Origin of the sequence: Ensifer sp. Root31 (assembly GCF_001424825.1) — a bacterium.
In the GTDB taxonomy this organism is placed as follows: Bacteria; Pseudomonadota; Alphaproteobacteria; order Rhizobiales; family Rhizobiaceae; genus Ensifer; species Ensifer canadensis.
Genome location: NZ_LMCO01000024.1, coordinates 18,808 through 37,735 on the forward strand (window position 1 = coordinate 18,808; position 18,928 = coordinate 37,735).

Genomic DNA, 18,928 nt, shown 5'->3' on the forward strand with positions numbered 1-18,928 from the left:
TGGCGTGTGGCGGCATGAACTGATCGGAGATATCGAATGTGGCAGGCGCAGGCATCAAGGCTGGAAACGACCCGGATGGCGGGAACAATTCGCGCGCTGCCGCTCCTCGCCGGCCTTGTTTCGTTTGCCGCCCCGTTTGCTGCCGCAGCACAGGAAACGCGTGAGTTTCCCTCCCAGCATGGCGACGTTCTCGTCGAAACGCTGGCGAGCGGGCTCGAACATCCCTGGTCCGTCGAGGTGCTGCCGGACGGCAGTTACATCGTCAGCGAGCGCGCCGGTCGGCTGCGCATCATCCGCGACGGCAAGGCCTCGGCGCCGCTTTCCGGCGTGCCTGAGGTGGCCGAGCAGGGCCAGGGTGGCCTGCTCGACATCGCCCTTGCCCCCGATTTTGCCACCAGCCGCACGCTCTACCTGACGCTCGCGGCCAGTGGAGACGGCGGTTTCGGAACGGTCCTGGTGCGGGCGGCATTGTCGGCGGATAATTCGGACCTGACCGACGTCAAGGAACTGTTCCGGATGAACAAGCTGACCCGCAACGGCCAGCATTTCGGCTCGCGCATCGCATTCGCGCCTGATGGCAGCCTGTTCTTCGGCATCGGCGACCGCGGCGAGCGCGAGCGCGCCCAGGATCTGCACGATCATGCCGGCGCCATCCTGCACATCAACGCCGACGGCAGCATTCCCGCCGACAACCCCTATCGCGGGGGCACCGAGGGCCTGCCGGAAATCTGGTCCAAGGGGCATCGCAATCCGCAGGGCATCGCCATTGATCCGAAGGACGGCACGCTTCTGACGGCAGAGCACGGCGCGCGCGGCGGCGACGAGGTCAACAACCCGCAATCCGGCCATAACTACGGCTGGCCGGTGATCACCTACGGCAAGGACTATTCCGGCGCCGAGATTGGCGAAGGCACGGCCAAGGACGGCTTCGACCAGCCGATCTACTACTGGGATCCCTCGATTGCGCCAGGCGCGCTCGCGGTCTATCGCGGCAAGATGTTTCCGGAGTGGGATGGCAACCTGCTGGTGGCGGCGCTGAAGTATCAGCTCCTCGCCCGGCTGGAGCGGGACGACACCGGCGCTGTGACCTCCGAGGAACGGCTGTTCGACGGCGAGTTCGGCCGTATCCGCGACATCGTGGTGGCGCCGGACGGCGCACTGCTGATGGTGACGGACGAAGAGGATGGCGCCTTGCTCAGGGTCTCCAAGGCACCGACGCAGTAATACCAACCGGCGCTCGTATAAATCCAAATTCGGGATCAGAGATCGGCGCGAACGTCCTTGCGGAACATAAACTTCAATCCGGACCAGACCGCATCGACGGCGCAGACCTTGGTGTCGACGAGCCCGAGCGGCAGAAAGATCTCGCGCAAGACGTCCTCCGTCAGCGTCGTCGGAACCTTCGATGCGCGCTTCGGCCACGAGATCCACATCATGCCGTCGGCCTTGAGGCTCGCCGCAAGCGGTAGTGCCAGCGCTTCAAGCTTTGCCCTCTCCACGGCGAAGACGTGGATGTAGTCGTGCCGACGTGACGCCGGGCCGTCGACGGCGGTTTCGCACCTGGAGAACCCTGGAAAGCCGGCAATATCGGTCAGATCGTCAGGGACGCCAAGCAACAGCGCTGACTGCCCGCCCCTCATGCCCAGCTTGCGGACAAGCGGCGTTCCCGAATAACCGCTCTCGCCCATCTCCACCGTCCCCATCTCCACCATGCAACCGTCGCCGGCACGCCGCGCAGATCAGCCGGCCGCCGACGATGAGCCTTGCCCGGAAAAATCGCAACTGATAGACGGCGAAGCATCTGAGGAGAGCAATGATGACCCGCGTCCAGGCCAATCTATTCCTGCTGTTTTCCGGCGCCATCTGGGGTGCCGGCTTCGTCGCGCAGTCGACGGCGATGCAGGCGATCGGACCGCTCTGGTTCATCACGCTTCGTTTTGCCATCGCAACCCTGGTCGCGCTGCCGCTCGCCGTCGTTGAAACCAGGCGGGCGCCGCAGCCGTTGACCGGCAGGACCCTTCGCAACTTCGTGTTTGTCGGGCTCGCGCTTTTTGCAGGCGCCGTTACGCAGCAATACGGGTTGCTCACCACCAGCGTCACCAACTCCGGCTTTCTAACCGGGCTTTACGTCGTCTTCGTCCCGGTGCTGACCATCATCTTCCTCCGCCGCAGGCCGCACTGGATCATCTGGCCCGGCGCGCTGATGGCCCTGCTCGGTATCTTCCTTTTGAGTGGTGGCGCTCTGTCGAGCCTGACCGGTGGTGATTATCTGACTGTTGTCTGCGCCCTGTTCTGGGCACTGCAGCTGATGCTTGTCGGCATCTTCGCACCGAGCAGCGGCCGGCCGATGCTGCTGTCGATGACGCAGTTTGCCGTTTGCGCCGTACTCGGCTGCGTCGTCGCTTTGGCGATCGAGCCCCTGAGCATGGAGGCGGTTAAGGGCGCGCTGCCGGAAATCCTCTATGCGGGCATCTTCTCCAGTGGTGTCGCCTTCATCTGCCAGGTCGTCGGCCAGCGCTACACCACGGCACCGCAGGCAGCGATCTTCCTGTCGAGCGAGGCGCTGTTTGCAGCCCTCTTCGGGGTGCTGCTGCTCGGGGAGATCATCACGCCCATCGGCTATGTCGGTTGCGCCATCATCTTTGCCGCCATGCTGGTCGTCGAGATCGTGCCCGAGATCACGAAAGGTGGCCGGAAGGAAGCCGCAGCCTGAGACGAGATAGGCATGCGCGGGGACCTGCAGAACTATAACCCTTGATTTTGGCGGGTACTGAACTGCTGCGTTACTTGTTATTGCCCCGCCCCGCAAAGCTGTTGCTTCACTTTAAAGCGCCGCGATGCAACCTGCCGATTCCCGGTTATTACTTGCAGGATTTCTGCAAAGCGAACCGCCACGGTGCCCGACAGCATCACTTTGGCAAGAAGCTTCAACCATATCAGTCGCTTGACAAATGAATGGACCTGTTTGGCAGCCATCGCGGCGTCGCCGATTGCGGCGAAAAACGGCGCAAAGCACTCAACTTCTCGGCACATTCGTTCAAAAAGCTGTGATTTCAACAGCTTGCGATGCACCTTCAATATCACCTGAAAAATCGGCGACTGACCGAATTTTGAGCAATGGCAAGACGCAATACCACTTCTAAAAAGTTTTGCTTGCCAATTCAAAATAAACCCATCAATCTTACTCTGTTCGGGCAATCTACGAGCATGGGAAGATCTTGAAATAAAAGCGGGCCGGAGACGCAAAAACTCCGGGTGGCCAGACTGGGGGGGACGCGAGTTTGCAACCTTTCCGATGGCTGGCTGCGGTAACAGGAACCTTTCCTCAAATATCGAGAACTGCCTGCCCAACGCCCAATCGGGCAAACTGCAATGCTACCCGTCCGTCAAACGGGTGGAGAGAAAAGGACCTGACGCATGGCCGAAACTGGCACTGTTAAATTCTTCAACACCGACAAGGGCTTTGGTTTCATCAAGCCTGACAACGGTGGTGCAGATATCTTCGTACACATCTCCGCTGTCCAGGCTTCCGGCCTGAACGGCCTGTCGGAAAATCAGAAGGTAAGCTTCGACACCGAACCGGATCGCCGCGGCAAAGGCCCGAAGGCGGTCAACCTGCAGATCTCCGGCTAACACCGGTTCTGCTGAAAGATTCAAGTTGAAGCCCGGCAGCGATGCCGGGTTTTTTTGTTCAGGCCCCGTTCAGTTTGGCGTGGTTAACACTCTTTCATCATGAAGGCCGGAAACGCTCCGGACCATGCACAGGATTGAAGCCATGAACAAGTTCATCAAAGCGACGGTTCTCTCGGTCATCGCCGCCGCCTCGGTTCTCCCGACCCTCAGCACGGCTGAGGCTGGTGATTGGAACCGCCGCAGGCACTATGACAACGGTGACGCCGTTGCACTCGGCGCTCTTGGCCTGGCGACCGGCGTGATCATCGGCGGCGCGATTGCTTCGCAGCCGCGTTACAGCGAGCGCGTCTATGTCGACCCGGAGCCCGATTATTACGAGCCGCGCCCGGTCTATCGTCCGCGCCCTGTCTATCGCGCGCGTCCGGTTGTCGTCGACAACTATGGCGGCGGCTACGGCGGCGGCGGCTACGGTTCGCTCGAGCCCTGGACCCCGTCCTGGTATCGTTATTGCTCGCAGCGCTACCGCTCGTTCAACCCGGACAACGGTACGTTCCGCGGCTACGACGGCCGCAGCTACTTCTGCGACGCAGGCTGATTGAAAAGCCGCGATGCGATAAACAAAAAGCGCATGCCTTTTCCCGGGGCATGCGCTTTTTCATTACGGCCTATATTCCCGAACCGGGGCCCGCGTCTTTTCGGGGTCAGAGACCACGCAGATAGGGGTTGGTGCGCCGCTCTTCACCAATCTGTCCACCGGGGCCATGGCCGCAAATGAAGCCGACCTGATCGCCGAGCGGCAGGATCTTGTCGCGGATGGAATCGAGCAATTGCTGATGATTGCCGCCGGGAAGATCGGTGCGACCGATCGAGCCGTGGAACAGCACGTCGCCGACATGGGCAAAATTCTGCACCCGGTTGAAATAGACCACGTGGCCAGGCGCATGGCCGGGGCAATGCAGCACTTCAAACACATGATTGCCGAAGGAGACGGTATCGCCGTCCTCCAGCCATTGGTCGGGTACGACGTTCTCGACCTTCATCGCCAGGCCGAATTTCTCGGCCTGCTCTTCCAGCCGCGACAACAGCGGCAGATCGTCCTTGTGCGGGCCGATGATCGAAAGCCCGAGCGCTTCCTTCAGTTCCTTGGCACCGCCGGCATGGTCGATGTGGCCGTGCGTCAGCCAGATCGCCTTCAGCGTGATGCCGTTCTCCTGGATCGTCTGGAGGATCACATCGACGTCGCCGCCGGGATCGACGATCACGCCTTCCTTGGTTTCAGCATCGAAGAGAACCGTGCAGTTCTGCTGGAAATGAGTAACCGGGATGATGCCCGCCTGTAGCATGCCGTCTGCGCCTCACTTAGATGTCGTTGGCACACCTATAGCGCCAAACGGCATCAGACACAGCGCGAATTAAAGCATGTCGCACAAAAGTGTTCAGCAGTTTTGCGATGACGACATGCGCAAAAACAAGAGCTTAAAGCGCAGCAAGCGAATCCTTGAGCGCCGCGCGTCATATTAGATGCGCAAAGGTCGCGGTAGCACTTAAATGACTGCATGCTGCCTTAAATCGAATACGATCTAAGGAAACATGCAGTGGAGATCGCGACGCGCTTTAACGCAGGCTGGCAATTTCCGCTGATGGAGACTGAGGTGCGGGGAGCTGCACGGTGGTAAGCAGCAAGGCCGAGACAAGCAGTTCGGCCGCAACGACGATTGCCACCACCGGGCGCAAGCCGTTGATGGCAGGATTTACCGGATTAACAGCTGAATTCGACATTGAACCTCCCTCTCCTGCCCGTGCTCACCTTCTTTGCGCGGGCATATCGCTGATCGTTCCCTCGGGCGCCTGCCCGACATCGACAGGAAAAATACTTTGATCGCGAAACGGTTCCCTCGGCGTAACGCCGGGTTGAACTGCGACAGGGTTAGTATGTCGCATCTTCACATTTCGTGACGTTACCGCGGGAACATCCCCACCATCGCTGCGTTTGCTCATCAGGGATAACGAAGGAGCATGATGATGAAGAACCTTACCAGCACCCTGTTGCGAACTGCCGCGGCTGCGGGTTTCGTACTCGTAGCTGGCACCTCGGCAGCCTTCGCAGCCATGACCGCCACAACCGTCACTGACCTCAATGTCCGCGCTGGCCCGGGCCCGCAATATCCCACCGTTGGCCTGGCAACACGCGGCAGCACCGCAGTCCTTGATGGCTGCATCGAAGGCAGCAAGTGGTGCCGTGTCGACGTCAACGGCCTTCGTGGCTGGGTCTATGCCCAATATCTGACCACCGATCTCGGCGGCGCTGCTGTCGTCGTTCAGGATCGACGCGCCGACCTGGCGGTTCCCGTCGTGACCTATGAGGCGCAGGCCGGCGATCCGCCAATGCCTGCACCCGGTGACGAGTTGCTCGGCCCTGTCGAAGAGGTCGATCCGATCGCGCCGCCGGATACGGTGCGCACCTATATCACCACCAACCCGGGCGAAACCGTCTATCTCGACGGCGAAGTCGTGGTCGGCGCCGAGCTGCCGCAGACAGTCGAAGTGCGCCGCGTGCCGGACTATAGCTACGACTATGTCAGCATCAACGGCCAGCCGGTTCTGGTCGAGCCGACAACACGCCGCATCGTCTACGTCTATCGCTAAACGAAACACGCCTCCACGTGGGCGAATACACAACCAACTCCAGCGGCTTGGCCGCTGGAGTTTTCGTTTGCACTGCAGCGAATCACCAGTCTTTTTTAGCCACGGGCGGCTGAAACGATCCTCGAACACTGCAGTAATTCTGTCATTTTTCGGCTTTCGAAGCTCGAAAAGCGCGGTTTCCGGCATGAAACAGCAACATTTTAGCGAGTAACGCCTTCACAGAAGGCAGCCGTGACTTCCCCAAATTGACAAGAGTCTAAATTCGGCCTCAACCTGTCCTTGCCGGATCATCGGCATTTGGCGGCTCGTCTTCGACGGGCCTGGATACGGAGGGATCAATGGAAGCATTAATGCCAATCATTACCCAATTGATCGCGGGGGCGGCCGGCGGCAACGCGGCCAGCGCAGTGTTGAAGCAAGGGGCATTCAGTGTCGTCGCACGCACGATCGTCGGCGCTATCGGCGGCCTCGGCGGGGGGTTCCTGATCCAGATGCTCGGTGGCGAAGCGGCCGCAACTGGTCTTGCGATGCAGGCACTCGGCGGCCTCGTCGGCGGCGGTGTGTTGAGCGGCATCGTCGGGCAATTCCTCGGAAAACAAGCCTGACGCCTTCCGAACGATATCCGTAGCAAGACAAAAGGCGGCCCTGGGCCGCCTTTTCTGCATTCAGGGATAATCCGGTTACTCGGCTGCCGCTGCAACCGGATAGACTTCCTTCATGTAGTCGTTCATCAGCGTTTCGCAGATGGTTGCCGGCGTGAAGCGATGGGGGCCGATCTCGGAAACAGGCGTGACCTCGGCGGCAGAGCCGGTCAGGAAGCACTCGCTGAAACCGGACAGTTCTTCCGGCATGATCGCCCGTTCGACCACTTGGTAGCCGCGGCGCTTCGCCAGCTCGATCACCGTGCGGCGGGTGATGCCGTCGAGGAAGCAATCCGGCACCGGCGTATGGATGACGCCATCCCTAACGAAGAAGATGTTGGCGCCGGTCGCTTCAGCCACCTGGCCGCGGTAGTCGAGCATCATCGCGTCGGCATAGCCCTTGGCTTCCGCCGCATGCTTGGAGATCGTACAGATCATGTAGAGGCCGGCAGCTTTCGATTTCGACGGCGCCGTCTTCGGATCCGGGCGGCGCCATTCGGCGATATCGAGACGAATGCCCTTCAGCTTTTCGGCCGGGTTGAAATAGCTGCCCCACTGCCAGATGGCGATCGCCACGTTGATGCGGTTGCTCTGGGCCGAAACGCCCATCATCTCGCTGCCGCGCCAGGCGATCGGCCGGACATAGGCTTCGGAGAAGCCCTGACGTTTCAGAAGTTCGACGCTCGCCGCGTCCAGTTCTTCGACGGAATAGGGAATCTTGAAGCCGAGGATTTCGGCGGAGTTGTGAAGGCGCTGGTTGTGTTCGGTCAGCTTGAAAATGCGGCCGCCATAGGCGCGCTCACCCTCGAATACGGCACTTGCATAGTGCAGGCCGTGGGTCAGCACGTGGATCTTGGCGTCCTTCCACGCGACGAACTCGCCGTTGAACCAGATTTCGCCGTCCAACTGATCAAAAGGAACCGCTGCCATGATGTCGTCCTCTGGCGCTTGTGCGCCATTCTTGCTGTTGATTATCTTCCCGCTTTCAGTTTATCGGCAAACTGATTGTGGGAAAATTCAATTTCGAGATTTTGGATTTGCGATCAGTGCGGCGCGGCATATCCTCCTGAGGTATTACCGCCGCCAAATGTCTCGCTTACCGAGCATGGACGCTACCAACGCGGTAAAAATATGTCAATAAAGCTGACATATTTTTCCGATTGTTTCGTAAGTTGCAACTTGGCTGAAAGGAAATGACCGCGTGGCCGGCCAATCCAAAGAAAACACCCGATATGTGGGCGACACGGTCGCGCACGACGATGATACGATCGACTTCGAAATCATCGAGCTGCTTTTCTTCGCCTATCGCGACTTCACCTCCGATCCGGATGCGATCCTGGAAAAGAGCGGCTTCGGCCGCGCCCATCACCGCGTCGTGCACTTTGTCGACCGCGAGCCGGGCATGACCGTGGCAGACCTGCTCGATACGCTGAAGATCACCAAGCAGAGCCTGGCCCGCGTGCTCAAGCAGCTGATCGATTCCGGCTATATCCGGCAGGTCACGGGGCCAGAGGACCGGCGCCAGCGCATGCTCTATACCACCGAGGAAGGCCAGGCGCTTGCCCGTGCGCTTGCCGAGCCACAGTCCCGCCGCATAGCCGATGCATTGGCAAAGACGGGTCCCGGCGCGCGCGAAACCGTCAAGCGCTTCCTTGCCTGCATGAAGAACGGCGCCGGGGACTGAAATGTCGAAAGCCCGCTATCGGCGGGCGACGGGGGAAAGCTAGGCATGACAACAAAAGCGACAGTCTCCGACGATGCAGCCCATCTACTGATCGTCGACGATGACAGGCGTATCCGCGATCTGCTCAACCGCTATCTGGTCGAACAGGGTTTTCGCGTCACGACCGCCGCCGACGCCGATGAAGCGCGACGCAAGCTGGTCGGTCTCGATTTCGACCTGTTGATCGTCGACGTGATGATGCCCGGCGAAAGCGGCATTTCCCTGACGCAGAGCCTGCGCCAGATCAAGACCGTGCCGATCCTGATGCTGACGGCGCTGGCGGAATCGAATTCTCGCATCGAGGGCCTCGAAGCCGGCGCCGACGATTATCTCTCCAAGCCGTTCGAGCCGCGCGAACTGGTGCTGCGCATCAGCAATATCCTGCGGCGCAACCAGCCGGCCCAGGCGCCCAAGATCGATCAGGTGATCTTCGGTCCCTACACCTTCTCCGTGGTACGCAAGGAGCTTCGACGCGGCGCCGATCACATCCGCCTTACCGACCGCGAGCAGGAAATCATGACGCTGTTCTCCCAACGCGCCGGCGAGACGATCCCGCGCCACGAGCTGATCGGCGACGATGCCGAGGTCGGCGAGCGCACCATCGATGTCCAGATCAATCGCCTGAGGCGCAAGATCGAGGACGATCCCTCCAATCCCGTTTGGCTACAGACGGTCCGCGGCATCGGCTATAGATTGAGCGTGGACTAAAGCATGTCGCGCAAAAGTGCGCAGCGGTTTTGCGCGACATGCGCAGAAACAAGAAATTAAAGCGCAAGAAGCGAATCCCGGAGATCGCGACGCGCTTTAGAGTGGCGACCCCGATGAGGGCAGCGGAAACCGATGGCAAGCTTTGACAGTATGCGGCGCGAGGCGGCAAACCCGAGCGACAATCCGTGGAAGCGCGTCACCCGCTGGCTGCGCCGGCGGTTGCCGATGGGCCTCTATGCCCGCTCGCTGCTCATCGTCATCATCCCGATGGTGCTGCTGCAATCGGTGGTCGCCTTCATCTTCATGGAGCGGCACTGGCAACTGGTGACACAGCGCCTCTCGGCAGCCGTGACCGGAGATATCGCGGCAATCGTCGATCTGATCGCCACTTTCCCCGCCGATCGCGACATTTCGGAAATCGTCCGCATCGCCCGCGACCAGCTCAATCTCAGCATTTCCGTCGAACCGGGCGGCGAACTGCCGCCGCCGCGGCCCAAGCCCTTCTTCGAGATCCTCGATCAAATCTTGAGCGAGGAGATCTCCGACCAGGTCCGCCGCCCCTTCTGGATCGACACGGTCGGCAATTCCAACCTTGTCGAAATCCGCATCAAGCTCGACGACGGCCGCATGCTCCGGGTCTATGCCCGCCGCAACCGGGCCTACGCCTCCAACACCCATATCTTCATCGTCTGGATGGTTGCCGCCTCGCTGGTGTTGCTGTCGATCGCCATCCTGTTCCTGCGCGGGCAGATCCGGCCGATCCTGGCGCTGACCAAGGCAGCGGAAAGTTTCGGCAAGGGCCAGAAGATCGACGACTTCGCACCGCGTGGCGCTGATGAAATTCGCCGCGCCGGCCTTGCCTTCATCCAGATGCGCGAGCGCATCGAGCGCCAGATCGAGCAGCGCACGGCCATGCTCACCGGCGTCAGTCATGACCTTCGAACCATCCTGACCCGCTTCCGGCTGCAGCTGGCGCTCGCCGGCAACAACCCCGACCTCGAAAGCCTCAATCAGGATGTCGACGACATGCAGAACATGCTCGAAGGTTACCTCGCCTTTGCCCGTGGGGAGGCTGAGGAAGACGTCGGGCAATTGAAGCTCAGCGACCTGATGACGCGTCTTGCCGCCGAAGCAGAACTGCACGGCAAGACGCTGACGACCTCCGTCGAGGGGGAGGACCAGGTCCGTGTTCGCCCGAACGCCTTCACCCGCCTTATCGCCAACCTGGCATCCAACGCCTATCGCTACGCCAACCGGGTCAATATCGAGGCACGCCACAGCGCCAAATGGGTGACGATCACGGTCGACGACGACGGGCCCGGCATTCCCGAGCGCTCGCGCGAGGACGTGTTCAAGCCGTTCTTCCGCCTCGACGAGGCGCGCAATCTCGACAGTTCGGGAACCGGCCTCGGCCTCGCGATCGCCCGCGACATCGCCCGCAGCCACGGCGGCAACGTCACGCTTGGCGACAGCCCGCTTGGCGGCCTGCGGGCAACCGTGCGTTTGCCGGCGTGAGCGGGGCGATCTGGTCAGCGCTGCAAATATGGAGGCTCCGGACTTGTCCGACACGCTAGACTGGGACGATTGGGAACAGCGGCTGGCGCTGCACTGGGCGGATTTCGGCCATATGGACGCGGACGCGTTTATCGCACGGCTCGATGTGCTGGCCGCCGAACTTCCGGACGGCGATCCGATCGGCCTCTTCGAGCGTGCATCAGCCCAGGATTCCCTCGGCAACGAAGCAAATGCAGCACCTCTGTATCGGCAGGCGCTTGCCGGTGGCCTCTCCGGCATTCGCCGCCGCCGCGCCACCATCCAGCTTGCAAGCACGCTGCGCAATCTCGGGCAGATCGAAGAGAGCATTGCCTTGCTGGAGGCCGAACGGACAATGCCATCCGACGAACTCGACGATGCGGTCTTAGGCTTTCTGGCGCTCTCGCTCGTCGATGCCGGACGAGCGCAGGAGGCGGCGGGCCTGGCGCTCGGCCGTCTGGCGCGCCATCTGCCCCGCTACAATCGCTCGCTCAAGCGCTACGCCGACGCGTTGCTGTCGGACGCGTGAGCATCCCCAAGCAAGTCGTTTTCCCCGAAAGCGCTGCCCACCTTCGGCCGGTTTATTCTTGAGCGTTTCCGATTTAGACGGAACCGCACAAACGCTCTATCTCTTTGTTTTTACGCATTTCTTGACGGAAAACCGCTTCGCACTTTTCCTGGAATGCTCTAGCGCGAATATATGGAAATCAGGCCGCGCCGCTCGTTGAAGCGGTGCCAGGCATCGATGCGACGCGGATGGCGCGCGCGCATGGCGTCGAGCGGTGCAAGCAACCGGCCCTCACGACCAAGCGACGCATCGAGGATCTCGATGATCCGGCGGTTCGGCCAGGGCTTTCTGGTGATCATCAAAAGCGCCCGAAAAGCCTCGTCCTCGCGGCCGGCGCCGAGCTGGTGGGCGATCAAACCATAGGCAAAAGCGGTCGAACGGCTGACGCCGGCATGGCAATGCACCAGAATGCGGCTCGACCTGTCGTCGGCAGCCGGCCGCATCGCTTCGAACACTTCAAGGACCAGATCCGGGAAATGCTGCGTCGCACCGGCGTTTTCCTGATCGCGCATGCGCACGACGCGGTGGCTCGCCTCGGCGATAACAGGCACGTCGGTATCGGGCAATTCCGGATCGAGCAGCGAGAGAACATGGCTGGCGCGCCAGTCGCGCGCAGCATCAGCCGCGCGCCAAAGGCAGGAGACCTTGACGCGCTCGGGTATCAGATCAACATGGATTGTCATCGGATCACATCAGTTTGCGGCCGTTGGGAATCGCCTTGTCGATGGCGGCCAGCACGATTGCGCCAGCCTCGTCTTCAAAGCCCAGCGTAAGAACCTCGGAACGGACAGGACCGATCTGGCGTGGCGGAAAATTGACCACTGCCATGATCTGCCGGCCGATGAGATCCTCAGGCTGGTAGTGCACCGTGATCTGCGCCGATGACTTTTTTATGCCGATTTCAGGGCCGAAATCGATCTGCAGCTTGTAGGCCGGCTTGCGCGCCTCGGGGAAAACCTCGGCTTCGATGATGGTGCCGACACGAATATCGACGCGTTCGAAATCTGCGAAAGTAATCGTTTCCGACATGACAATGCTCTTGAATTAACCGGCCAGTTCCTCGGCGCGCTGGCGGGCAGCGGCAATGGCCTTGTCGAAAAGTGGCTGCATCCCGTCATCGGCCATCAGCACCGCGAGTGCTGCGGCGGTCGTGCCACCCGGCGAGGTTACGTTCTGGCGCAGCCGCGAAGCGTCGTCGGGGGACTGATAAAGGAGTTCACCAGCCCCCGCGACGGTTTCCCGCGCGAGCCGCATGGCGAGGTCCGCCTTGAGACCGGCCTTGCGCCCGGCCTCCGCCATGCACTCGACGAGGTAGAAGACATAGGCCGGACCGCTTCCGGAAACGGCGGTGACGGCATCGATATCGGCTTCAGTCTCGACCCATTCGACCGGGCCGCTGACCTTCAGGAGATCATGTACCTGGCCGCGCTGCGCGTCGCTGACGCGGGCATTGGCAAAGGCGCCGGTAACACCGCGCCCGATCATCGCCGGCGTGTTGGGCATGGCGCGCACGGTGGCGGTAGCACCCAGATGGCTTTCGATGAAGGCAAGCGTCTTGCCGGCAGCGACTGAAACTATCACCGTGCTTGCACCGACGAGTGTCTTCAGCGGCGGCAGCACCGCCTCCATCACCTGCGGCTTGACGGCGATGAAAATCACCGCAGCCTCGACGCCAGCGGGAGCCGAGGTCGCGTGACTGACGCCATTGTCGGCGATCAGCTTTGCCATCGCCGGCGGCGGGCCGGGATCGATGACGAGAATGTCGGCGCCCTTGACGCCGCTCTTCAGCCAACCGCTGAGCATGGCGCCGCCCATGTTGCCGGCGCCGATGAGAACGATGGGACCGGAAGCGACGGCTGCCATCTCAAGCCTCCCCGACCGTTTCGAACAGCACCGCATCAACGGCGCGCTGCGCATCCATGCCCGACCAGACGACGAACTGGAACGCCTGGAAATAGGACTCGCAGGCATCAAGCGCGCTCGAAAGCAGAACTTCGACCTGCTGATTGGTGGGCTCGGCGCCGCCGGCGAGCAGCAGCGACTGCCGGAAGATCACCACCTCTTCCTGCCGCCACAGATCGAAATGCCCCATGAGCACCTGACCGTTGATGTGCGACAGAAGACGGATGACTTCGTTGACGCGGCTGTCGGGAACCTTGATGTCGAAGGCACAGGCAAGATGCAGCGCCTCGAACTCTTCCATCCACGAGAAGGAAACGTGGTAGTCCGCCCACTTGCCCTCCACGGTCATGGCGATCTCGTCCTCGCCCGACCGTTCGAATGACCAGTCATTGGTGGCGGCCACAAACTCGATCATATCGACCGGGTTGGACTGACGCTCGATTTCCATTTCCAAAAGGCTCATGCATCACCCTAGTAGGCGCGACACAGGCGCGCGTTATCACGTTTACAAGACGCAACTCTGCAAACCTGGCACTGAATAAGAACACACTATGATTGCTGAACTCACATCCATCCTGGCTGACTTACCCTGCCTGGAGCTTGCGTGGTCCGTTTCGAATCATCATTTAAAATCAGTGTATAATGGCGGAGTCAGGCTGCCAGCCCCCCGGCCGAAAAATAGCCGGGTACAACCACTTGCGTGTTGCCATTTCGATTCAGCGCGGGTGGTTAAGCGACTCTGGCATAAGGGTTTTTTGCCAGTGTCCACAGGTGGAAAACTTTTCAGGTTTTATTAACCTCCCTGTGCGGCGTTTCACACCGCCAAGGAATAACGACAGCAAAACGCCCGCAGAATCGATCCGCGGGCGAAGTAGAAACGTTGAAAAGCCGTTATTTCGCAAGAATCGCGTTACTTGCCACTTTCGGCGAGACGCGCTTCCAGAGCCTCGATACGCGCCAGAAGCGCATCGTTTTCGTCGCGCGCCTTGATCGCCATTTCCTTCACGGCTTCGAACTCCTCGCGCTTGACGACATCGAGCGAATTCATCGCGCGCTCGACCTGGGCGCGAAACGCGGTCTCGACCTCGCGACGCACACCCTGGGCCGCCCCTGCGGCATCGGTCATCAACTTGGCAAAATCATCCATGATGCGGTTGGCGCCTGTGCTCATCGTTCTGATCTCCATATTCAGCCGCCGCCTCGCACTGCGATGCGGTCCTGGTTTTCAGGTAGGGTCAGGCGCGAACGGATGCAAGAAAAATCACCAAACTGTGGCTGGCCGTCGGCCGCAAGCGGCCTTGACCCCGCCGGATTCGATCGCCATGTTCCGGCAAAACAACCGGTCCGGAACGAGAAGACATTTTGGAAACCATCGCGACCCGCCTCGCCATTCTCCCCTTCCCTCAAATCGATCCCGTGATCTTCCAGATCGGTCCGCTCGCTGTCCACTGGTACGGACTGGCCTATGTCGCCGGTATCCTCATCGGCTGGTACTACGCGCGCCGCCTCGTGCAGAACACGTCGCTCTGGCGCAATGGCGAACCCGCGGCAACCCTGGCGCAGCTCGACGACTTCCTGCTCTGGGCCGCCGGCGGCATCGTGCTTGGCGGCCGCATCGGCTACATCCTCTTCTATGATCTGGGCTCCGTTCTCGAAAACCCGATCCGCGCGCTCGAGATCTGGAATGGCGGCATGTCGTTCCACGGCGGCTTCCTCGGCACGACCATCGCCATGATCGTCTTTGCGCGCAGGAACGGCATCGCCATCTGGAGCATGTTCGATATCGTCGCGACCGTGGTGCCAATCGGCCTGTTCTTCGGCCGCATCGCCAACTTCATCAATGGCGAACTCTGGGGCCGGCTGTCGTCCATGCCCTGGGCAATGGTGTTTCCGACCGGCGGCCCCTTTGCCCGCCACCCGAGTCAACTCTATGAGGCGGCACTCGAGGGTCTCGTGCTGCTCACCGTCATCGCCTGGTTCATTTATCGCCGCCATGCGCTGAAATCGCCGGGTCTTGTCACCGGCATCTTTGTGCTCGGTTATGCCGCAAGCCGCATTTTCGTCGAATTCTTCCGCGAACCGGACGCGCAGATCGGCTATCTCGCCGGCGGTTGGTTGACCATGGGCATGCTGCTTTCGCTGCCGATGGCGCTTGCCGGCATCTGGGCCATCGCCCGGGCGTGCCGGGCCGCCGTCGCTGCTGCATAATTGGACGGGCGCATGACGACACCACTCGCGGACAAGATAAAGACGCTGATCAGGACCAACGGACCGATCAGCGTCACCGACTATTTCTCGCTCTGCCTCGCGGATCCGGAGCACGGATACTATCGCGTTCGCGAACCCTTCGGCAAAGCGGGCGACTTCACCACGGCGCCTGAAATCAGCCAGCTCTTCGGCGAGATGATCGGCATCTTCCTGGTTCATGCCTGGCAGCAGCATGGCGCGCCGGAGCAGCCCGTGATCGTCGAGATCGGCCCCGGCCGCGGCACGATGATGTCCGACGTCCTACGGGTCGTCAGGCGCCTGTCCCCCGAACTCTATGCCACCGCCAGCGTCCATCTCGTCGAAACGAGTGATCGCCTGCGCAAGATCCAGGCGGAAACACTGGCCGCCCATGGCGAGAAGGTGGAATGGCACACCAGTTTCGAAACGCTGCCGGAGGGTTTTGTGCTCCTGGCGGCCAACGAGCTTTTCGATGCCATCCCGATCCGCCAGTTCGTGCGAACGCCGCAAGGGTTTCGCGAACGCATGGTCGGCCTCGACGCTGAGGACGAGCTGACATTTGCCGCGGGGATTGCCGGCATCGACCCGACACTGTTGCCGACGCCCGCACAAGCAGTTGCCGAAGGCACGATCTTCGAGATCGCGCCTGCCCGCGACGCAGTCATGGCCGCCCTTTGCGAACGGCTGAAGATCGGCGGCGGCACCGCCGTCATCATCGACTACGGGCACCTGGCGACGAACTACGGCGACACGCTGCAAGCGCTGCTCGACCATCAGTACGATCCGCCACTTGCCAACCCTGGACGCGCCGACCTGACCAGCCATGTCGACTTCGAGCAACTGGCGCGGCGCGCGCAGAACGACGGCGTGCAGATCAATGGGCTTGCTCACCAGGGCGATTTCCTGATCGGCCTTGGTCTTCTGGAGCGCGCCGCGGCGCTGGGCCGCGAGAAGGATGCAATGATCCAGGAAGGCATCCGCCAGGACGTCGAAAGGCTTGCCGGATCCGGCGAAGGCAAGATGGGCGAACTTTTCAAGGTGCTCGCCGTCAGCAGCCCGCCAATCGCGCTTCCGCCGTTTCGCAAACCCAAGGCATGATTGCTTCGGGCGTGGCCGGCCAAGGGTGAAAATCATATAGAGGGCCTGGGGTGTTCCTGCGCCCCTTGAGCCTTGGGATTGGCGCCTTGCGCCATCGGCCCTAAGCCCGCGCCGAACGGCACCCCTGTCGTTCGGCAATTGACAGCCCCGCCATCGCGGGTCAACATCGCGCTGGCAAATCAGCCGCCAGCCACCGGGCCACACGTGCCCCCAACCCCATTGAAACTCACGTCAAAGCAAAGGGCGAAAACACCGATGCAGCATGATGCCGCGCTTTCCCCCGTGCAAAGCTCGCTCTTTAGCGACAAGGCCGGTCCGGCGATCGCACATGGTTATTTCACCCGCCAAGGCGGCGTTTCCGAAGGCATCTATCGCGGACTGAATGTTGGTCTCGGCTCGAATGACGACAAGGAGCGGGTCGGTGAGAACCGCGCTCGTGTCAGCCGCTGGTTCGGCGCCGCTCCGGAACAGCTTGCCACCGTCCATCAGGTCCATTCCCCCGACGCCATCGTCGTGGACGCAAGCTACGACGGCAGCCGACCTACGGCCGACGCCCTGGTGACGGCGACGCCCGGCATCGTGCTTGGCGTTCTGTCGGCCGATTGCGGACCTATTCTGTTTGCCGATGCCGACGCCGGTGTTATCGGCGCGACCCATGCCGGTTGGAAGGGCGCGCTCGGCGGCGTGCTCGAAAGCACGATCGAGGCGATGCTGACGCTCGGCGCCAGCCGCGAACGCATCGTCGCCTGTCTCGGACCTTCGATCAGCCGGCGCAACTACGAAGTCGGCGCCGAGTTCGTCGATCGGTTCCTGGCGACCGATGGCAGCTATGCGCAATTCTTCAACCCATCCGAACGCGACGGCCACGCCATGTTCGATCTGCCGGGCCTGACCATCGCACGCCTTACCGCAGCCGGCGTTACCGCCGAAAACCTCGACATCTGCACCTATGCAGACGAGGATCGCTTCTTCTCCTACCGCCGCACCACGCATCGGCAGGAGCCGGACTACGGCCGGCAGATATCCGCAATTTGCATACGGGAGACCTGACATGGCGCTTCAATTTGCCCAGGAGGAATATGCCGCCCGCCTTGAGCGGCTGACCGCGAAGATGCGCGAAGACAAGCTCGACGCGGTTCTGCTCTTTGCCCAGGAAAGCATGTACTGGCTGACCGGCTACGACACCTTCGGCTACTGCTTCTTCCAGACGCTGGTGGTCAAGAAGGACGGTTCAATGGTGCTTTTGACGCGCTCGGCCGACCTGCGCCAGGCCCGTCACACCTCCAATATCGAGCGCATCGAGATCTGGGTCGACCGTGTCAACGCCGACCCGACGATGGACCTGAAGAACCTCTTGAGCGAAATGGACCTGCTCGGCAGCCGCATCGGCGTCGAATACGACACCCATGGCATGACCGGCCGCACCGCACGCCTTGTCGACAACCAGCTTTCGACCTTCGGCGAGCTCGTCGATGCCTCGCTGCTCGTCAGCCGGCTGCGCCTGATCAAGAGCCCGGCCGAAATCGCCCATGTGGAAAAGGCCGCAAGCCTTGCCGATGACGCGCTCGACGCCGCGCTGCCGCTGATCGGCCCCGGCGGCAACGAAGCTGACATCCTTGCCGCGATGCAGGGAGCGATCCTTGCCGGCGGCGGCGACTACCCCGCCAACGAGTTCATCATCGGGTCGGGCGCCGACGCGCTGCTCTGCCGCTACAAGGCCGGCCGCCGGTTGCTCGACAGCCAGGATCAGCTGACGCTGGAATGGGCGGGCGTCAGCGCCCATTATCACGCCGCCATGATGCGCACCGTCGTGATCGGCGAACCGACCAACCGCCACCGCGAGCTTTACAGCGCCTGCCGTGAGACCATCCAGGCGATCGAGATGGTGCTGCGCCCCGGCAACACCTTCGGCACGGTCTTCGACGTGCACGCCAAGATCATGGACGAGCGCGGCCTGGCCCGGCACCGCTTGAACACCTGCGGTTATTCGCTGGGCGCGCGCTTCTCGCCGTCCTGGATGGAGCACCAGATGTTCCATGTCGGCAACCCGCAGGAGATCGAGCCTGACATGTCGCTGTTCGTGCACATGATCATCATGGATTCCGACAGCGGCACGGCCATGACGCTCGGCCAGACCTACATCACAACCACCGATACGCCGCGTGCTCTTTCCCGTTATGGGCTGGACTTCATTTCTGCTTAGGGAAATCCGCCTACACTCGCGCTGAAATGGCAGACAACAGGAGATGA

Annotated in this window: 24 protein-coding genes; 14 read left to right on the top strand and 10 right to left on the bottom strand. The window is 61.4% G+C overall.

Annotation, left to right across the window (positions count from 1 at the left end; genetic code table 11):
- Positions 1-75: 75 nt before the first annotated feature.
- On the top strand, positions 76-1,224 hold the full coding sequence (locus tag ASD00_RS21940) for a PQQ-dependent sugar dehydrogenase (protein ID WP_051509213.1): 1,149 nt from the start codon (positions 76-78) through the stop codon (positions 1,222-1,224).
- A 35-nt stretch (positions 1,225-1,259) separates the two neighbouring features.
- Here ASD00_RS21940 and ASD00_RS21945 read toward each other — a convergent pair whose 3' ends face one another.
- Positions 1,260-1,712, bottom strand: a complete 453-nt coding sequence (locus ASD00_RS21945; protein WP_038576303.1) for a hypothetical protein — start codon at positions 1,710-1,712, stop codon at positions 1,260-1,262.
- Positions 1,713-1,816: 104 nt separating this feature from the next.
- Between ASD00_RS21945 and ASD00_RS21950 the strand changes: the two genes are divergently transcribed.
- Positions 1,817-2,713, top strand: coding sequence for a DMT family transporter (locus ASD00_RS21950; protein WP_025427904.1), 897 nt, complete (start codon positions 1,817-1,819; stop codon positions 2,711-2,713).
- A 77-nt stretch (positions 2,714-2,790) separates the two neighbouring features.
- On the opposite strand, the gene ASD00_RS40275 is transcribed toward ASD00_RS21950, so the two are convergent.
- A complete protein-coding gene (locus tag ASD00_RS40275) occupies positions 2,791-3,198 on the bottom strand; it encodes a hypothetical protein (protein ID WP_128090426.1) in 408 nt (135 codons plus the stop codon).
- Between the two features lie 219 nt (positions 3,199-3,417).
- On the opposite strand from ASD00_RS40275, the gene ASD00_RS21960 reads away from it, so the two are divergent.
- Positions 3,418-3,633 carry a cold-shock protein gene (locus tag ASD00_RS21960; RefSeq protein WP_025427905.1) on the top strand — a complete coding sequence of 72 codons (216 nt, stop codon included), beginning with the start codon at positions 3,418-3,420 and terminating at the stop codon, positions 3,631-3,633.
- Positions 3,634-3,775: 142 nt separating this feature from the next.
- The gene (locus tag ASD00_RS21965; RefSeq protein ID WP_025427906.1) at positions 3,776-4,228 is read left to right on the top strand and encodes a BA14K family protein; all 453 of its coding nucleotides are present in this window, start codon (positions 3,776-3,778) and stop codon (positions 4,226-4,228) included.
- A 106-nt stretch (positions 4,229-4,334) separates the two neighbouring features.
- Here ASD00_RS21965 and ASD00_RS21970 read toward each other — a convergent pair whose 3' ends face one another.
- On the bottom strand, positions 4,335-4,976 hold the full coding sequence (locus ASD00_RS21970) for an MBL fold metallo-hydrolase (RefSeq protein WP_025427907.1): 642 nt from the start codon (positions 4,974-4,976) through the stop codon (positions 4,335-4,337).
- Positions 4,977-5,247: 271 nt separating this feature from the next.
- Positions 5,248-5,412, bottom strand: coding sequence for a hypothetical protein (locus tag ASD00_RS41000; RefSeq protein WP_164474916.1), 165 nt, complete (start codon positions 5,410-5,412; stop codon positions 5,248-5,250).
- Positions 5,413-5,655: 243 nt separating this feature from the next.
- Here ASD00_RS41000 and ASD00_RS21975 point away from each other — a divergent pair, with 243 nt between their 5' ends.
- Together ASD00_RS21975 and ASD00_RS21980 are read left to right on the top strand one after the other, a co-directional pair.
- Positions 5,656-6,279, top strand: a complete 624-nt coding sequence (locus ASD00_RS21975) for a DUF1236 domain-containing protein (RefSeq protein ID WP_025427908.1) — start codon at positions 5,656-5,658, stop codon at positions 6,277-6,279.
- 338 nt (positions 6,280-6,617) lie between these two features.
- Positions 6,618-6,884: a hypothetical protein gene (locus ASD00_RS21980; RefSeq protein ID WP_025427909.1), complete on the top strand. Its 267-nt coding sequence runs from the start codon at positions 6,618-6,620 to the stop codon at positions 6,882-6,884.
- Between the two features lie 75 nt (positions 6,885-6,959).
- On the opposite strand, the gene ASD00_RS21985 is transcribed toward ASD00_RS21980, so the two are convergent.
- Complete coding sequence (locus tag ASD00_RS21985) at positions 6,960-7,850, bottom strand: branched-chain amino acid aminotransferase (RefSeq protein WP_025427910.1); 891 nt, start codon at positions 7,848-7,850, stop codon at positions 6,960-6,962.
- Positions 7,851-8,121: 271 nt separating this feature from the next.
- Here ASD00_RS21985 and ASD00_RS21990 point away from each other — a divergent pair, with 271 nt between their 5' ends.
- The 4 genes from ASD00_RS21990 (at position 8,122) to ASD00_RS22005 (ending at position 11,413) form a co-directional block, all read left to right on the top strand.
- On the top strand, positions 8,122-8,604 hold the full coding sequence (locus ASD00_RS21990; protein ID WP_025427911.1) for a MarR family transcriptional regulator: 483 nt from the start codon (positions 8,122-8,124) through the stop codon (positions 8,602-8,604).
- A 45-nt stretch (positions 8,605-8,649) separates the two neighbouring features.
- Positions 8,650-9,351, top strand: coding sequence for a response regulator transcription factor (locus ASD00_RS21995; RefSeq protein WP_025427912.1), 702 nt, complete (start codon positions 8,650-8,652; stop codon positions 9,349-9,351).
- Between the two features lie 132 nt (positions 9,352-9,483).
- Positions 9,484-10,866 carry an ATP-binding protein gene (locus ASD00_RS22000; protein WP_025427913.1) on the top strand — a complete coding sequence of 461 codons (1,383 nt, stop codon included), beginning with the start codon at positions 9,484-9,486 and terminating at the stop codon, positions 10,864-10,866.
- Between the two features lie 43 nt (positions 10,867-10,909).
- Positions 10,910-11,413: a tetratricopeptide repeat protein gene (locus tag ASD00_RS22005; RefSeq protein ID WP_198956839.1), complete on the top strand. Its 504-nt coding sequence runs from the start codon at positions 10,910-10,912 to the stop codon at positions 11,411-11,413.
- 158 nt (positions 11,414-11,571) lie between these two features.
- Here ASD00_RS22005 and ASD00_RS22010 read toward each other — a convergent pair whose 3' ends face one another.
- From ASD00_RS22010 to ASD00_RS22030, 5 genes are all read right to left on the bottom strand, one after another.
- A complete protein-coding gene (locus ASD00_RS22010; RefSeq protein WP_025427915.1) occupies positions 11,572-12,135 on the bottom strand; it encodes a protein-tyrosine phosphatase family protein in 564 nt (187 codons plus the stop codon).
- A gap of 4 nt (positions 12,136-12,139) precedes the next feature.
- Entirely contained in the window at positions 12,140-12,481 is a 342-nt protein-coding gene (locus ASD00_RS22015; RefSeq protein WP_025427916.1) for a tRNA-binding protein, read from the bottom strand.
- A 15-nt stretch (positions 12,482-12,496) separates the two neighbouring features.
- The gene (gene proC / locus ASD00_RS22020) at positions 12,497-13,315 is read right to left on the bottom strand and encodes a pyrroline-5-carboxylate reductase (RefSeq protein ID WP_025427917.1); all 819 of its coding nucleotides are present in this window, start codon (positions 13,313-13,315) and stop codon (positions 12,497-12,499) included.
- Between the two features lies 1 nt (position 13,316).
- Positions 13,317-13,817 carry a YbjN domain-containing protein gene (locus tag ASD00_RS22025; protein WP_025427918.1) on the bottom strand — a complete coding sequence of 167 codons (501 nt, stop codon included), beginning with the start codon at positions 13,815-13,817 and terminating at the stop codon, positions 13,317-13,319.
- A gap of 447 nt (positions 13,818-14,264) precedes the next feature.
- Positions 14,265-14,525 carry an accessory factor UbiK family protein gene (locus ASD00_RS22030; protein ID WP_057208770.1) on the bottom strand — a complete coding sequence of 87 codons (261 nt, stop codon included), beginning with the start codon at positions 14,523-14,525 and terminating at the stop codon, positions 14,265-14,267.
- 191 nt (positions 14,526-14,716) lie between these two features.
- Between ASD00_RS22030 and lgt the strand changes: the two genes are divergently transcribed.
- The 4 genes from lgt to ASD00_RS22050 all read left to right on the top strand — a co-directional run bounded on the left by lgt (position 14,717) and on the right by ASD00_RS22050 (position 18,881).
- Positions 14,717-15,562 (top strand): prolipoprotein diacylglyceryl transferase, encoded by an 846-nt coding sequence (gene lgt, locus ASD00_RS22035; protein WP_025427920.1) that lies wholly within the window; start codon positions 14,717-14,719, stop codon positions 15,560-15,562.
- Positions 15,563-15,574: 12 nt separating this feature from the next.
- Positions 15,575-16,678: a class I SAM-dependent methyltransferase gene (locus ASD00_RS22040; RefSeq protein ID WP_025427921.1), complete on the top strand. Its 1,104-nt coding sequence runs from the start codon at positions 15,575-15,577 to the stop codon at positions 16,676-16,678.
- Between the two features lie 255 nt (positions 16,679-16,933).
- Positions 16,934-17,728 (top strand): peptidoglycan editing factor PgeF, encoded by a 795-nt coding sequence (gene pgeF / locus ASD00_RS22045; RefSeq protein ID WP_025427922.1) that lies wholly within the window; start codon positions 16,934-16,936, stop codon positions 17,726-17,728.
- Position 17,729: 1 nt separating this feature from the next.
- Complete coding sequence (locus tag ASD00_RS22050) at positions 17,730-18,881, top strand: Xaa-Pro peptidase family protein (protein ID WP_025427923.1); 1,152 nt, start codon at positions 17,730-17,732, stop codon at positions 18,879-18,881.
- The last annotated feature ends 47 nt before the right edge of the window (positions 18,882-18,928 follow it).

Bases quoted from the DNA above. Each gene is read 5' to 3' on its own strand.
- ASD00_RS22015 (WP_025427916.1), bottom strand. From the start codon at position 12,481: ATGTCGGAAACGATTACTTTCGCAGATTTCGAACGCGTCGATATTCGT.
- proC (WP_025427917.1), bottom strand. From the start codon at position 13,315: ATGGCAGCCGTCGCTTCCGGTCCCATCGTTCTCATCGGCGCCGGCAAC.
- ASD00_RS21995 (WP_025427912.1), top strand. From the start codon at position 8,650: ATGACAACAAAAGCGACAGTCTCCGACGATGCAGCCCATCTACTGATC.
- pgeF (WP_025427922.1), top strand. From the start codon at position 16,934: ATGCAGCATGATGCCGCGCTTTCCCCCGTGCAAAGCTCGCTCTTTAGC.
- ASD00_RS22025 (WP_025427918.1), bottom strand. From the start codon at position 13,817: ATGAGCCTTTTGGAAATGGAAATCGAGCGTCAGTCCAACCCGGTCGAT.
- ASD00_RS21960 (WP_025427905.1), top strand. From the start codon at position 3,418: ATGGCCGAAACTGGCACTGTTAAATTCTTCAACACCGACAAGGGCTTT.
- ASD00_RS22000 (WP_025427913.1), top strand. From the start codon at position 9,484: ATGGCAAGCTTTGACAGTATGCGGCGCGAGGCGGCAAACCCGAGCGAC.
- ASD00_RS22040 (WP_025427921.1), top strand. From the start codon at position 15,575: ATGACGACACCACTCGCGGACAAGATAAAGACGCTGATCAGGACCAAC.
- ASD00_RS22050 (WP_025427923.1), top strand. From the start codon at position 17,730: ATGGCGCTTCAATTTGCCCAGGAGGAATATGCCGCCCGCCTTGAGCGG.
- ASD00_RS22010 (WP_025427915.1), bottom strand. From the start codon at position 12,135: ATGACAATCCATGTTGATCTGATACCCGAGCGCGTCAAGGTCTCCTGC.
- ASD00_RS21940 (WP_051509213.1), top strand. From the start codon at position 76: ATGGCGGGAACAATTCGCGCGCTGCCGCTCCTCGCCGGCCTTGTTTCG.
- ASD00_RS21965 (WP_025427906.1), top strand. From the start codon at position 3,776: ATGAACAAGTTCATCAAAGCGACGGTTCTCTCGGTCATCGCCGCCGCC.
- ASD00_RS21980 (WP_025427909.1), top strand. From the start codon at position 6,618: ATGGAAGCATTAATGCCAATCATTACCCAATTGATCGCGGGGGCGGCC.
- ASD00_RS22030 (WP_057208770.1), bottom strand. From the start codon at position 14,525: ATGAGCACAGGCGCCAACCGCATCATGGATGATTTTGCCAAGTTGATG.
- ASD00_RS21970 (WP_025427907.1), bottom strand. From the start codon at position 4,976: ATGCTACAGGCGGGCATCATCCCGGTTACTCATTTCCAGCAGAACTGC.
- ASD00_RS21945 (WP_038576303.1), bottom strand. From the start codon at position 1,712: ATGGTGGAGATGGGGACGGTGGAGATGGGCGAGAGCGGTTATTCGGGA.
- ASD00_RS21975 (WP_025427908.1), top strand. From the start codon at position 5,656: ATGAAGAACCTTACCAGCACCCTGTTGCGAACTGCCGCGGCTGCGGGT.
- ASD00_RS21950 (WP_025427904.1), top strand. From the start codon at position 1,817: ATGACCCGCGTCCAGGCCAATCTATTCCTGCTGTTTTCCGGCGCCATC.
- ASD00_RS41000 (WP_164474916.1), bottom strand. From the start codon at position 5,412: ATGTCGAATTCAGCTGTTAATCCGGTAAATCCTGCCATCAACGGCTTG.
- ASD00_RS21985 (WP_025427910.1), bottom strand. From the start codon at position 7,850: ATGGCAGCGGTTCCTTTTGATCAGTTGGACGGCGAAATCTGGTTCAAC.